The sequence below is a fragment of the Ruegeria sp. CF2 genome (genome assembly GCF_056537385.1).
In genome coordinates this window covers 14,163-28,048 of sequence record NZ_JBQFRL010000004.1, presented here as the reverse complement: position 1 = coordinate 28,048, position 13,886 = coordinate 14,163, and the positions used below count along the sequence as shown (strand labels likewise).

General features: G+C 61.2%; 13 protein-coding genes and 1 tRNA gene. 4 read left to right on the top strand and 10 right to left on the bottom strand.

Translation table 11 applies throughout. The features are described from left to right. Positions 1-5: 5 nt before the first annotated feature. The 3 genes from ACR0IR_RS15770 to ACR0IR_RS15760 form a co-directional block, all read right to left on the bottom strand. Positions 6-890: an ABC transporter permease subunit gene (locus ACR0IR_RS15770; RefSeq protein ID WP_170341801.1), complete on the bottom strand. Its 885-nt coding sequence runs from the start codon at positions 888-890 to the stop codon at positions 6-8. Positions 891-926: 36 nt separating this feature from the next. Beyond that, the gene (locus ACR0IR_RS15765) at positions 927-1,808 is read right to left on the bottom strand and encodes an ABC transporter permease subunit (RefSeq protein ID WP_170365751.1); all 882 of its coding nucleotides are present in this window, start codon (positions 1,806-1,808) and stop codon (positions 927-929) included. Between the two features lie 63 nt (positions 1,809-1,871). Beyond that, positions 1,872-3,179 (bottom strand): extracellular solute-binding protein, encoded by a 1,308-nt coding sequence (locus tag ACR0IR_RS15760; RefSeq protein ID WP_437342618.1) that lies wholly within the window; start codon positions 3,177-3,179, stop codon positions 1,872-1,874. 219 nt (positions 3,180-3,398) lie between these two features. On the opposite strand from ACR0IR_RS15760, the gene ACR0IR_RS15755 reads away from it, so the two are divergent. After that, the gene (locus ACR0IR_RS15755; protein ID WP_170365750.1) at positions 3,399-4,412 is read left to right on the top strand and encodes a LacI family DNA-binding transcriptional regulator; all 1,014 of its coding nucleotides are present in this window, start codon (positions 3,399-3,401) and stop codon (positions 4,410-4,412) included. A 22-nt stretch (positions 4,413-4,434) separates the two neighbouring features. On the opposite strand, the gene ACR0IR_RS15750 is transcribed toward ACR0IR_RS15755, so the two are convergent. The 6 genes from ACR0IR_RS15750 to ACR0IR_RS15725 all read right to left on the bottom strand — a co-directional run bounded on the left by ACR0IR_RS15750 (position 4,435) and on the right by ACR0IR_RS15725 (position 9,868). Then, positions 4,435-5,208 carry a LamB/YcsF family protein gene (locus ACR0IR_RS15750; RefSeq protein WP_170365748.1) on the bottom strand — a complete coding sequence of 258 codons (774 nt, stop codon included), beginning with the start codon at positions 5,206-5,208 and terminating at the stop codon, positions 4,435-4,437. A gap of 16 nt (positions 5,209-5,224) precedes the next feature. Continuing rightward, positions 5,225-6,241, bottom strand: coding sequence for a 5-oxoprolinase subunit C family protein (locus ACR0IR_RS15745; protein ID WP_170365747.1), 1,017 nt, complete (start codon positions 6,239-6,241; stop codon positions 5,225-5,227). Beyond that, positions 6,238-6,966 carry a 5-oxoprolinase subunit B family protein gene (locus ACR0IR_RS15740; RefSeq protein ID WP_170359563.1) on the bottom strand — a complete coding sequence of 243 codons (729 nt, stop codon included), beginning with the start codon at positions 6,964-6,966 and terminating at the stop codon, positions 6,238-6,240. Before ACR0IR_RS15740 ends, ACR0IR_RS15745 begins: the two co-directional genes overlap by 4 nt. Before the next feature lie 8 nt (positions 6,967-6,974). Next, positions 6,975-8,270, bottom strand: a complete 1,296-nt coding sequence (locus tag ACR0IR_RS15735; protein WP_170365746.1) for a TRAP transporter large permease — start codon at positions 8,268-8,270, stop codon at positions 6,975-6,977. 9 nt (positions 8,271-8,279) lie between these two features. Continuing rightward, complete coding sequence (locus tag ACR0IR_RS15730) at positions 8,280-8,831, bottom strand: TRAP transporter small permease (RefSeq protein ID WP_367647296.1); 552 nt, start codon at positions 8,829-8,831, stop codon at positions 8,280-8,282. A gap of 65 nt (positions 8,832-8,896) precedes the next feature. After that, positions 8,897-9,868, bottom strand: coding sequence for a TRAP transporter substrate-binding protein (locus ACR0IR_RS15725; protein ID WP_170365744.1), 972 nt, complete (start codon positions 9,866-9,868; stop codon positions 8,897-8,899). 182 nt (positions 9,869-10,050) lie between these two features. Between ACR0IR_RS15725 and ACR0IR_RS15720 the strand changes: the two genes are divergently transcribed. After that, positions 10,051-10,572, top strand: coding sequence for a winged helix DNA-binding protein (locus tag ACR0IR_RS15720; protein WP_170365743.1), 522 nt, complete (start codon positions 10,051-10,053; stop codon positions 10,570-10,572). 44 nt (positions 10,573-10,616) lie between these two features. Here the strand turns inward: ACR0IR_RS15720 and ACR0IR_RS15715 are convergent. Continuing rightward, a tRNA-Leu gene (locus ACR0IR_RS15715) sits at positions 10,617-10,701 on the bottom strand. Between the two features lie 738 nt (positions 10,702-11,439). Here ACR0IR_RS15715 and ACR0IR_RS15710 point away from each other — a divergent pair. Both ACR0IR_RS15710 and ACR0IR_RS15705 read left to right on the top strand, forming a co-directional pair. Beyond that, positions 11,440-11,868, top strand: a complete 429-nt coding sequence (locus ACR0IR_RS15710; protein WP_170365742.1) for a hypothetical protein — start codon at positions 11,440-11,442, stop codon at positions 11,866-11,868. Positions 11,869-11,870: 2 nt separating this feature from the next. Next, the gene (locus tag ACR0IR_RS15705) at positions 11,871-13,883 is read left to right on the top strand and encodes a dynamin family protein (protein ID WP_170365740.1); all 2,013 of its coding nucleotides are present in this window, start codon (positions 11,871-11,873) and stop codon (positions 13,881-13,883) included. Positions 13,884-13,886 lie beyond the last annotated feature (3 nt).

The following is a 13,886-nucleotide window of genomic DNA, read 5'->3' as shown; positions in this document are numbered from 1 at the left end:
CTGCCTTACTTGTCGGATTCCGTCAGGCCCTTGACGAACCAGCTTTGGAAAAAGATGACGACCATGACCGGGGGGATGATGGCGATGATCGCCAGCAGGTTGGCCCGGCCGTATTCGGGAATGCGGTTGCCCTCCAGCACCTGCGTGATCTGCTTGATCCCGCGCACCAGGGTGAACATGTCCTCTTCGGTGGTGATCATGGTGGGCCACAGATACTGGTTCCACCCGAACACGAACATGATGATGAACATCGCCGCAATCATCGTACGCGACAGCGGCACCAGGATGTCGATGAAGAATTTCACCGGGCCGGCGCCATCGATCCGCGCGGCCTCGACCAACTCTTCTGGAACCGAGCGGAAGAACTGCCTGAAGAAGAACGTGGCGGTGGCCGAGGCGATCAGCGGGATGATGAGGCCCTGATAGGTGTTCAGCATCCCCAGCTTCTGCACCACTTCGTACGAGGGCAGAATGCGCACCTCGAGCGGCAGCAACAACGTGGTGAAGATCACCCAGAAAGCCAGCGTGGCAAAGCGCAGCCGGAAATAGACGATCGCATAGGCCGCCATCATGCCGATGATGATCTTGCCGAGGGCAAAACCGATGCCCAGGATGAACGAGTTCTTGAGCATGTTCATGCCCGTGTTCTGGCCGGAAAAGCCCGAGGCCTCGAACATTGCCTTCTGGAAGTTGGGGCCAAGTTCGTCCCCGATCGTCAGGCTGGGTCCGGTTTTGATGACCTCGACATCCGGAACGGTCGTCATCTGGAAGATCATCAGCAGCGGCAGCATCATGAACAACGATCCGACGATCAGAATCGTGTGATCCAGGATCGTGGACAGTCGGATGCCGCGCTTTCGCGTTTGGGTGGGTGAAGTGGCGGACGCCATCGCAGGGGTATGTGCTTCGGTCATTGTCTGCCCTCCTTACGTGTAGTGGATGCGCCGTTCGACGAGCCGGAACTGGAACACCGTCAGGGCCAGAACCAGCACCATCAGAACAACCGACTGCGCCGAGCTGCCACCCAGGTCGTTGCCGCGGAAGCCGTCCACATAGACCTTGTAGACCAACGTCATCGGGTTGTTGCCCGGCTCACCCTTCACCATCGTGTCGATCACACCGAAAGTATCAAACAATGCGTAGGTGATATTGATGATCAGCAGGAAAAACCCTGTCGGCGCCAGCAGGGGAAAAGTGACGTCCCAGAACCGGCCCGTGGATGAGCGGTTGTCGATCAAAGCCGCCTCACGCACCGATCGCGGGATCGATTGCAGGCCAGACAGAAAGAAGATGAAGTTCACCGGAACCTGTTTCCAGACCGAAACGATGACCATCGCCGTGGCGGTGTCATTGAAATTCACGCCCAGTTTGAAATCCCACCCGATAGAGCGCGCCATTTCGGTCAATGGCCCCCAGCTCTGGTTGAACAGGATCAGGCCGATGAAACCCGCCACCGGCGGCGCCACGGCATAGACCCACATCAGCAGCGTGCGATAGGTCTTGGCGCCGCGCAGCACATTGTCGGCCTTTACGGCCAGCAACAACGCGATCGAAAGCGAAAAGAACGTGACCAGAACGGTGAAGATCACCGTGAACCAGGCAATGCTGAGATACTCGGAATTCCCGGCAAGGTCGCTGTAGTTGTCCAGCCCGACGAAGGTCGACCCAAACCCGAACGGATCCTGAAGGAAGAACGAAGACTGCACCGCGTGAGCGGCAGGCCAGTAAAAAAAGACCGCGATGATCAACAGCTGCGGCAACAGCAGAAGAACCGGCAGCCAGCGAGTGGAAAAACCAGCGCGTTTCATGAAAACTCCGAAAAAGGGAGGACGGTCGCACTTCTGCGACCGCCCGATTCTTGGCGAGTGGGATCAGCTCTGGGTCTTTGCGAAACGCTCGAGCAGACCGTTGGCTTCGTTCTCGATCGCCTTGAAGGCGTCCTCGACCGAGGTTTCACCCGTCAGGATGCGGCCATATTCGCGGTTCATCACGTCGCGGATCTGGACGTAGAAGCCCATGCGATAGCCCTTGGTGTTCTCACCAGCAGGCAGCGACAGCTGCTTGATGCCGACCTCGGCCGCCGGAGCGCGGTCATAGTGACCATCGCCCTTCGCCATTTCATAGGCGGCGGTGGTGATCGGAACATAGCCGGTCTCGCGGTGCCACATGTACTGGGTTTCGGGCTTGGTCAGGAACTCGAAGAACGCCGCGGTCGCTTTGTTTTCCTCGTCGCTCTTGCCGGCCATCGCGAACAGGGCCGCGCCACCGATGAAGGTCTGCTTGGGTTCTTTGGTCACAGCTTCCCAATAGGGCAGGAAGGTGGCCGAAAACTCGAACGGCAGGTCCTTCTTGGACAGGCCGCCGAACGAACCGGACGAGCCCAGCCAGATGGCAACCTTGCCTTCTTCGAACGGGGTCTGGTTGTCGCTCCAGCCGGTGCCATACCATTCGAAGAACCCGTTGTCCTTCCAGTCTTTGACGGCGCTGAAGTGTGCCTTGATCGCGTCGTTGTTGACAAGAATCTTGGTGCCGTCAGCGCCTTCATAGCCGTTGTCGTTGGTGGCAAACGGCAGGTCGTGGCGCGAATGGAAGTTCTCGGTGAAGATCCAGGGCAGATGCGACTGCGACAGGCCGATATAACCGGCCTCTTTCAGCGCCGGCGCCGTCACGGTCTGGAACTCTTCCCAGGTTTTCGGCGGCGTCACACCCGCTTTTTCCAGCGCATCGACGTTGTAATACATGATGGGCGAGGACGAGTTGAACGGCATCCCGATCATCTTGCCGTCGCTGTCGGCATAGAAGTAGCGAACGCCGGAGATATAGTCCTCGATGTCGAACGCAACGCCGTTCTGCTCCAGCAGGTCCTGAACCGGAACGGTCGCACCCTTTGCGCCAATCACGGTGGCGGCGCCCGCGTCGAATACCTGCAGGACGTTGGGCTGTTCACCCGCACGGAATGCGGCGATGCCGGCAGTCAGGGTCTCTTCATACGTGCCCTTGAAAACCGGCGTGATCTTGTAGTCGTCCTGGGACGCGTTGAAATCCTCGGCAATCTGGTTGACGGTGTCACCCAGGGCTCCTCCCATGGCGTGCCACCACGTAATCTCGACTTCGGCCGATACCGTATTCGCCATCATCGCGAACGCGGCAGCAGCAGCACCTGTTTTGACGTTTATCATGTAGTTCCTCCGATTCATGTTGCGCCCCTACGGGCGGGCCAAAGCCCTGGAAACTATGGGGTATTTTCCCCGATGACATATTTCACATCCAGAAAAAGGCTGACACCTTTCGCAAAATGTGCACACGTGTTCACTAGCTTCCAACCGTGACAGTTTGATGAAAGATTCGATTCATTGCAAGAATGTTGAAACCCTCTGAACAGGCGAAACGCAAACCGCATGTGTAGCGAGAGAAACAAGGACGCAAAACGCCCCCGGCGCGCAACGGCCCAGACCGTTGCGGACCTTGCGGGCGTCTCGCGTTCAGCTGTTTCGCGGGCTTTCACGCCCGGTGCCTATGTCGATTCCGAGAAGCGTAGACGGATCCTGAAGATCGCAGCCGATACCGGGTATCAGCCGAATGCCCTGGCCGCTGGCCTCAAAGCCGGGCAATCAAATTTGGTCGCCGTTTTCGTCGGCAACATGCGCAGCCCCTACGACTCGGCCTTTGTTGGTGAACTGGCCCAGGCCCTAAGTGGGTTGAAGAAATGGCCCATTCTGATCGACCGAACCGGCGCCAACACGGATCAGGCGCTGCGAGAGCTGCTGCGCTATCCGTTGGACGCATTGATTCTGCGCGGCGGCAGCATGTCCGAAGAAATCGTCGACAGATGTGCGCGGTTCGGCATCCCGATGATCTCGTCAGGCCGTCCCGTTCAAGGGCCCCGTGTCGACAATGTCTGCTGCCGCAATACCGATGGCATGACCATGATCACCGACTTGCTGATCAGCCGGGGGCGGCGGCGGTTCGGGTTTCTCAGCGGACCCGAGGAGTTCTACTCGTCTTCGCGGCGCCGCGCCGGGGTCCTCCAGGCGCTGGATCGGGCGGGGCTTGACCTCGTGGCCGAACACCCGACTGATTACTCGGTCGACAGCGGATACGGCGCCGCGCGCAGTCTGTTGTCCCGCGCCTCTCTGGATGCGCTTGTCTGCGCCAATGACGCCACGGCGATCGGGGCGCTATCGGCTGCGCGCGATCTGTCTCTGAACGTACCCGGCGATTTGGCGATTGTTGGTTTCGACGACATTGCCATGGCGAAATGGCCGACATTCCGCCTGACGACAGTCCGGAACCCCATCGACGCCGCCGTTGACGCGATCATCGCGTTGCTGGAGCGTAGGCTCGTCGATCCCGGACGTCCCGAAGAGAGTATCTTTTTGGACCCCAGCGTCATCGAACGCGGGACGCATTGAACAGCCGCGTCAATCGAGAAGCCTAGGCAGGGCCACCGGCGAACTGCTTGAGCTCCACCCCGCTCTTCTGCAGGGCACGGCGGACACCGGCCGCAATCGACACGGCCGTCGGCGTGTCTCCGTGCAGGCAGATCGTGTCGATCCGAGTGGGAATATGCTTGCCGCTTTCGGTGATGATCGCCCTGGCCTTGACCATCTCGACCATGCGGGCGGCGGCGCGGTCGGGGTCATGGATCACCGCGCCTGGCAGGCTGCGGTCGACCAGCGTGGCGTCATCGTTGTAGGCGCGATCGGCAAAGATCTCGCAGGCCACCGGACAGCCCAGGTCTCGCGCGGCGCGTTGCTGGGCGGTTCCGGCCAGAACCATGATGATCAGATCCGGAGCCACCGACAGCGCCGCCTCGTAGCAGGCCCGTGCCATCGCCTGATCCTCGGACGCCATGTTGGCCAGCGCGCCGTGCAGCTTCAGATGACGCACCTGCCCGCCGGCCGCCCGTGCCATCGCCTGCGCCGCGCCGACCTGATAGCGGATCAGGTTCTCCAGCGACGGCAGGGGGTAGTGCATCCGCTGACGCCCAAAGCCGTGCAGATCGGCAAAGCCGGGATGCGCGCCGATGCCCACGCCGTTTTCGACCGCCTGCGCCATCGTCGTGGCCATCACGTCCCAGTCGCCCGCATGAAACCCGCAGGCCACGTTGGCCGACGTCACGATCTTCAGCAGCGCCGCGTCATCGCCCATTTTCCAGGGGCCAAAGCTTTCGCCCATATCGGCGTTCAGATCGACTTGATGTGCCATGGCACAGGCTCCTTTTCTACAAAACGTCCTCTTCGCGGGCGATGGCGCCGCTGATCAGTTGATAGGATAGCAGGTCGGACATGCTGCGCGGATCGCGGATCAGCGGGCGTAGCGCCCGGGGTAGCGCGGCGCGGGTTTGCGCCGCGGCGCGCTCGGCAGTCACCGCTTCGTCCAGCGACACGAAGCGGAACCACAGGTCGGCCCCGGCCGGGGCCTGCGCCACCTTGGGCAGGTCGCAGGGCAGAACGGTGCCGATGCGGGGATAACCGCCGGTGGTCTGGCACTCGGCCAACAGCACGAAGGGCGTGCCGTCGCCGGTGACCTGGATGTCACCCGGCACGATGGTTTCCGACAGCACGCTGCGCCCGCCCGAGACATGAAAGCCCGGTCCGTCGCTTTCCAGCCGCACGCCCATGCGGTTGGCGCGCGCGTCCCGGCGGAACGTAGTGGTTTGCAGCCGCTCCAGAACGTCGCCGGCGAACAGGTCGGTCTGGAAACTGGCCACGATGCGGATTTCCCCGCCCGAGAACCGGTCCTCGGGGTCGAAGGTCATGCCGGTTGCACTGCCCGCGTCCGAGCCGATCGCCAGGCGGTCCCCCGCCTTCAGCACGGCTCCGATCCCCGCCGTCAAATGCGCCGAACATGCGCCCAATACCGGGTCACCCTGCACCCCGCCGCCGACGCTGAGATACCCATAGCTGCCGGCCACGGCCGGACCGATGCTGAGCCGGGCGCCCGCAGGCAGGAGGTGCGAGGCGTTCCAGACTGCGGTCGCGCCGTCGATCTGCGCCCGCATCCGCGCGCCAGTCAGGGCGATGCGCAGGTCTTGATCAGCCTGAAATTCGCCGCCCATACCGGCCATTTCCAGGGCGGCAAGACTGTCGGCCTGTCCCAGCAGCGCTGCGCCTTCGGCCAATGCAAGCCGGTCCGCCGCACCACCGCGCGACAGGCCCATGTCCAGATACCCGGGTCGCCCCATGTCCTGCACCGTCAGGCCGGGCCCCGCGCGCAATATGGTCAGATGCGCGCTCATGCCAACGGCTCGCAACTGGCGCCGCCGCGCGGATCGCTGCGCATCCGCGCCAGCGTTTCCGGGTCGGTGGGGGTGAACTGCACCTCATCCCCGGGGCGCAGCAGGAAGGGTTGGGGCATATCAGGCTGGAACAAACGGATGGCGGTCTGGCCCACATGTTGCCATCCGGTCGGCGTGGTGACCGAGAACAGCACAAGCTGCCGCAGCGCCACCACCAGCGCGCCTTCGGGTACGCGCGGGGTCAACTCCTTTTGCCGGGGGATGTCCCAGGCGGGCGGCAACTCACCCAGATATGGCTGACCGGGAGCAAAGCCGATGGTCTGCACCCGTACCCGCGCCTCGGACAGCGACCGGACCGCCTCGGCCTCGGACAGGCCCGCCGCCTGCGCCGCCTGCCCCAGCTGCGGCGCCAGATCCGTGCCAAAGACGGTGGGCACCCGCCAGAACCTGCGCCCGCCGGGCAGGTCGGCAGCGTACCAGTCGCGCTGGTCCAACAGCGTCTGCACCTGCCGGTGCAACGTGGCGTGTGTCAGGCGCAGCGGATCGAACCGGACGAAGGCCGAGACCAGCGAGGACGAGGTTTCCTCGACCCCCGCCCAGCCCTCCGCCTCGAGCGCGGCGCGAAAGGCGAGCGCTGCGCGGTTGGCCGGTTCGCTGAGTGCGGCGGCAAAGCTGATCAACAGCCCGTCCACGCCGGCGGTACGTATGATTGGAAAATCCTGCATCGCCCCCGTCACATCTGGTTCGGCAGATAGGTCACGATGCCGGGAAAAGCCACGATGATCACCAGCGCCACGATCATCAAGAAGAAGAACGGCAGCGCCGCATGCGCCACCCGCAGGATGTCGCGCCCGGTCAGCGATTGCAGCACGAACAGGTTGAAGCCGACCGGCGGGGTGATCTGCGACATCTCGACCACGATCACCAGGAAGATGCCGAACCACAGCGGGTCGATCCCCGCCTGCATCACCATCGGCATGATCACCGAAGCCGTCAGCACCACAACCGAGATCCCGTCCAGAAAACACCCCATGATCACGAAGAACACGGTCAGCGCCGCCAGCAGCGTGAAGGTGGACAGGCCCAGCGACCCGATCCATTCCGCAAGAACGCGCGGGATGCCGGTAAAGCCCATCGCCACGGTCAGGAACGAGGCCCCTGCAAGAATGAAGGCGATCATGCACGAGGTCACGGTGGCCCCCATCAACCCGTCGACGAAGCTGGCCCGGGTCAACGTGCCCTCGCGCCAGGACAGAAGCAGCGCCAGCACCACGCCCACGGCGGCCGCATCGGTGGGCGAGGCTATCCCGGCATAGATCGAGCCGATCACACCGACGATCAGCAGGATCACCGGCACCAGTCGGCGCGAGCGACGCAGTTTTTCCGCGAAACTCGCCCGAATATCCTCGGTGGGCAGGCTCGCGCGGTTGATCAGCGCCCAGATTGCGACATAACCCACGAACAGCGACACCAGCAGTAGTCCCGGTAGAACTCCGGCCACGAACAGGCGGGCGATGGATTGCTCAGTCGCCACGCCATAGACGATCAGGATGATCGACGGCGGGATCAGCAGGCCCAGCGTGGCCGAGCCGGCCAGCGTACCGATGATCATCTTCTCGGGATAGCCGCGGCGCGAGAGTTCCGGGATCGACAGCTTGCCGATCGTGGCCGCCGTGGCCGCCGACGACCCGGACACAGCCGCAAATATCCCGCAGGCAAAGACGTTCACATGCAGCAACTGCCCCGGCAGTCGGTTCATCCAGGGCGACAGGCCGGTGAACATGTCCTCGGACAGGCGCGAGCGGAACAGGATCTCGCCCATCCAGATGAACAGCGGCAGCGCCGCCAACGCCCAGGAATTGCTGTGCCCCCACAAGGTGGTCGCCATGACCAGCCCCAGCGGCGCATCCGAAAACAGCGCCATCGCCGCGATCCCGACCCCCAGCAGCGAAAACGCCACCCACAGGCCCGACCCCAGAAAGGCGAACAGCAGAACAAGAAGAATGATGGAAAGCGTGGCAATCGACATCTGCTGGCCCTATTCGCTCAAAAGGTTTTCGCCCTTGCCGTCCCAGCTGGGCGCGCGGCCCGCCAGCAGACCGACAAGTTCGTCGATCAGGGCAAGTGTCAGGATGGCCAGCCCCAGCAGGACCGGCATCTGCACGATCCACAACGGCACCGAAACCATGCCCGGGCTGCGGTCGCCATATTCCAGAGATTCCAGCACCAGCAGGCCCAGATACCAAGTGGCATAGGCGCTCATGGCCAGGGCAACCGTCACCACGCAGATCTCGGTCAGGCGGCGCGGCCCCTTGGGCATCCGCCCGATCAGCAGCGTCACCCGGATATGCCCTCCGGCGCGCAACGCATAAGCCAGCGCCAGAAAGCTGGATGCGGCCAGAAAGAATCCGGTGAAATCGGCATAGGACGGGATGGTCAGGCCCACGCCCTGCCCGGTCAACGCGGCCCAGACCTTGTCGGCCAGGTTCAACCCGACCTGCGCAAAGACCAGCAAGACGATGGCCAGAATGAACAGCGCCGCCAATCCGCCGGCCGCACGATAGATGAAATCAAGACTGCGCCGCAGCATCGCCATCCCCTCCCCTTGTTGTCGAACCGCGGCCGGACGTGTCGCGCCCGGCCGGGTCGGATCGTTTACTGCTGATAGGCCTGCAGCAACGCAGCGCCCGAGTCGCCGGCCTCGGCGGTCCAGTTCTCGAGCATCTGTGCACCGATCGCGCGCAGGCCAGCCATCAGTTCTTCGGACGGCTGCACTACTGTGATGCCGTTTTCCTGCAGAACCGCGGTCTGCGTGGCGGTCTCGGCCTGGCTCATCTCCCAGCCGCGGGCTTCGGCGGCGGCGGCGGCCTCCAACACGGCGGCTTGGGTTGCGTCATCCAGACGGCGGAAGGCGCGCTTGTTCACCACGACCACGTTCTTGGGAATCCAGGCCTGGATGTCAGTGTAGTGGGTCAGAAAGTCCCACGCCTTCGAGTTCACCCCGGTCGAGGGCGAGGTGATCATCGCTTCGACCCGGCCGGTGCTGAAGGCCTGCGGAATGTCCGGAACCTCGACCTGCGTGGGCGCGGCCCCCGCCAGGTTGGCGAATTCTTCCAGCGTGGCGTTGTAGGTGCGGAACTTCAGGCCCGCCAGGTCATCCACGCTGTTGATTTCCTTGGTGGTGTAAAGGCCCTGCGGCGGCCACGGCACGGCGTACAGCACCATCATGCCCTGATCGTCCAGCAGAGCGTTGATCACGTCTTTCTGTGCCGCCCACAGTTTTTGGGCGTCGTCATAGTTGGTGGCCAGGAATGGCAGCGAATCCGCGCCGAAAGCCGGGTTGTCATTGGCCAACAACGACAGAAAAAACTCTCCGACGGGCACCTGGCCGCTGCGGACTGCCTTGCTGATCTCGGGGTGCTTGAACAGCGAACCTGCGGAATGGACCTTGATTTCAAGGGCGCCGTCTGTGGCCGCGGTCACGTCCTTGGCGAAGTCGTGGATGTTCACGGTATGGAAGGTGGCGTCCGGATAGGGCGTCGGCATGTCCCAGGTCTCGGCCTGCACCTGCATGGCCAACCCGGCCAGCGCGGCAACAGCGCCACCGGCAATCTTCATCAGTTTCATTTTGGCTCTCCCTGCTTGAGTACTGGCGCAGAAGCTGACTCAACGTTTGCGATTTGTCAACGTTTTGTTATCGTTTTGACCAAAACACTGCAGAGTCCAAAGGTCAGCACGTTGAAAACACACGCCCTTCATGCCAAAACACTGATAATTTCTCAGCGTTTTGCAGATCAAAAGGCCGCAATATGACCGATTCTTCCCCCGACACACGCCGCATCGTTTCGTCTCGCCACTTGGCCGAGGGCGAAGGCTGGGAACTTTCCGAACTCGAATTCGGCCTGATCATTGTCTATAATGCGTTCTCACGCTGGATGACCCGTTGCATGGCCGCAGCCGGGCAGGCCGATCTGGGACCGCTCGACATCCTGATCTTGCACAACGTCAACCACCGCGGACGCGACAAGCGCCTGACCGACATCTGCTTTCTTCTGAACATCGAGGACAGCCACACCGTGAACTACGCCCTGCGGAAACTGCTGAAGGCCGGGCTGCTTTCCTCGGAAAAGCGTGGCAAAGAGGTGTTCTACCGCACCTCGCCGGAAGGCGTAGAGCTATGCGACGCCTACCGGAAAGTTCGCCAACAATGCCTGTTGGAGGGGCTGTCAGCCACCGACCTGTCGGGCCCGGATCTGAGGGACCTGGCCCGTGACCTGCGGGCCCTGTCCGGCCACTATGACCAAGCCAGCCGCGCGGCGGCGTCTTTGTAGCGCCTCAGCATCCGCCCACGCAGCATGATCGGTAAGAAAGAAAATGGTGCGGGTGGAGGGACTTGAACCCCCACGCCTTGCGGCGCCAGAACCTAAATCTGGTGCGTCTACCAATTTCGCCACACCCGCAACACGGCGCCGACGCGCCGAATGGAAGGGCTGATAACAAACCTTTTGGACAAGCGCGAGAGGAAATCTTGCCGTCTGCGGCGGAATATTGACCCCCGTTCGGAAACAATGGAAATGACCTAGGCGAGGGGAAGATCGACCCGCGCAACGGCGCCAGAATGTTTGGCATCCGGCTTCCCGGTTTATTTTTATCGCCAAATGGATTTCTTGACGCGGAAACCCGTCGTTTTCGGAGCGAAACAAAGCGCCATAATTGTTCTGTTTTTGGACACATTCCCAAATTTTCAAAAATTGCTAAATTCTCGCTGACGTTGTGGATCACATTGGGACGTCTCGACCACCCTTATAAACCCCGCACTGAACCAATAGCAATGCGGTCCCTCCGCCTTCTGCCGTGGCGTGAACTCATCCTCTGATCTGGTTTTCCATTTTTCATTTATTTTACAAAACACTAAACATCAGTCGAATTCATCACGACAAAACAAATCGCACGCCGAAACACACCCCGGTTTCAAACCCGGCGGTCCTGTCTATTTTGATTATTACACCCTGAAGTTGCGGCATTGTCATGCAACGGCCACCATAATTGCGCCACATTTCAAACGCCAAAATATCTCAATCACGTCAAAATAACACCGTGATGAAGGTAATTCTGTCTACCAAGGAGTTAATGAGTCTTTTTCGCCTTTACGGCACCGTACGAGTTTTTTGCTCAACTCCAGTACAAGGGTCTCAGTCGTGACCGAACAGATCAACTCCGCTACCACCGAGCAAGACGTCGTCTTTCTTGCAAGAGAAAGCTTTGTCGGCGAGCTCAAAAACCTCAACCAGCAATTCCCGAACACAGGTTTCGGCATTGCCCTGAAGACGCATGAGGGCAACGAATACCTGTTGGCAAATGCGCGAATGCCCCTTCCATCGGCCAAATCCAATGGATTTCCAACCGGACGTCGGGTCGCGCGCCTGGACAATGGAACCCGGTTCAGCTCGATCGAAGTGCTGGCCGATTCGCGTGCCTTCGATACCATCTCGCCCGGAACAGAGGCCGAGATGCTGGGCAACGCTCTCGAACTGATCGCCCGGATCGACAGCTTTTCAGGCATGGCGCCTGCCAGTTTGACGGAATCCGGGCATACCCAAATCGCTGCAACCGGAACCGGAGGCTGAACATGGCCCGCAACGACCACCTTTTGTCTGTAGGAAACGAGGCATTGGCGCCGATGTCGGAAGCCATGTCCGCACTGACGACACAGATCGACCAACTGACAGAGGTGGCGGATGCGCGCTCGACTGCGCGGCTGGCCACGCTCAAGACCCGTATGGAAAACTTCACCGCCAGCGTCACTTTCGTCGGCCAGGTGAAGGCGGGCAAATCCTCGATCGTCAACATTCTGGCCGGTCGTCCTGGTCTGCTGCCGTCGGATGTGAACCCGTGGACCTCGGTTGTGACCACCCTGAACATCAACACCCGCATGCCCGGTGAATACAGATCCAAGTTCACCTTCTTCGAGCAGGAAGAATGGGACAATCTTATGGTCGGCGGTGGCCGTTTGGGCGAACTGGCCAATCGCGCAGGCGCCGACGACGAGATGGAGGACATCCGCCGTCAGATCGCGCAGATGAAGGCCAAGTCCGAGGAACGCCTTGGCAAGCATTTTGACCTGATCCTGGGCCAAAGCCACCAATACGATTACTTCGACGAAGAGCTGATCCAGCGCTATGTCTGCCTGGGTGACGAAGACGATCCGGACATCAACCCGAAAACGGGCCGGTTCGCCGACGTGACCAAAGCCGCGGAATTGTACATGGACATTCCGCAGTACCCGATCGCGCTGAAATTGTGCGACACGCCGGGCGTCAACGACACGTTCATGGTGCGCGAACAGATCACTCTGCGCAGCCTGCGCGGATCGGAGGTCTGCGTCGTGGTTCTGGCGGCAAGCCAGGCGCTGACCACTATGGACATGGCGTTGATGCGGATCATCGCGCAGTTCGAGAACCGGCAGATTGTTCTGTTCGTCAACCGGATCGACGAACTGACCGACCCGGTCAAGCAAGTCCCCGAAATTCGCGACCGAATTCAGGATACGCTCAAGCAGAATGGTATCGACACAAGCACCAGCGTTGTTTTCGGCAGTGCGTTGTGGGCCGAGGCCGCGTTGACCGGCAACCCAGATATTCTGACCGACGATTCCCGCCAAGCCCTCAACACGTTCTATCTTGCCGCCGGTTTTGGCGACCAGGCCGCATCGCTGGACAAGATCTGGGCCCTTTCTGGTCTGCCTGACCTGCTGTTGGCCATGAACGAACGTATCGCCCAAGGCGCAGGCACGCGCCTTCTGGACCGGGTCCGTCACCGCGCCCGCAACATCGCAAGTCAGATTCGCGCCACCTCGGTCGCCAAGAGCCTGTCGGGCGGAGACGGTGTTGTTCGCGATCTGGACGGCGTATCACCCGAAGATGCGATCGCCACCGTCGCGGCCGAATATGACAAGAAAGCTGCTGCACTGACGACATCCCTGCGCGACAAGGTGTTGGAACGTCTGGCTTCGGCCGAGGCAAACTTCGTCAAACGTGCCACGGACTCGTTGATCGCGCATCTCGAGCAGAACGGCGAACAGGGCACCTGGCAATACGACCCGGCCGGGCTTCGTACCCTTCAGAAGGCTGCCTATTTCAGCTTTGCCCGCGCAATGCGCAAGGATGCCGGCGCGCTGTATTCCGCAGCCGCAGCGGATGTCGAGGCCCTGTATCAGAAGCTTCTGGGTAACCACTTGGGCGAATTCAGCATCGAGGCGCCCATTGTGCCGCGCGTACCGCCGCCATTGGGCATTGGCAGAACGATCGCGCTGGACCTTCAAAGCACATGGTGGCGTCGCTGGTGGCAACGCCGGAAAGGGTTTGAAGCCTATGCGGCGGACTACACCCGCCTGATCGCATCAGAAGCCAATTCGATCACCAAGGATCTCGAAGAAACCCAGATCGCAGCCGTTCTGGAAAATGTTCGGGCCGTCCTGTCGGATTTCATGCGCGAGCAGCAGGAAACCCTTCTGAGCATCTCGCAATCGGCCGAAAAGGCACCGGGGACCGCACCGGACCTGATGGCCGGGCTCGAGCCGAAGAAATCTCGTGACGAAATCCTCGGCGACATCCTCAAAGACCTCAGCAACGAAGCAGCGTAAGAA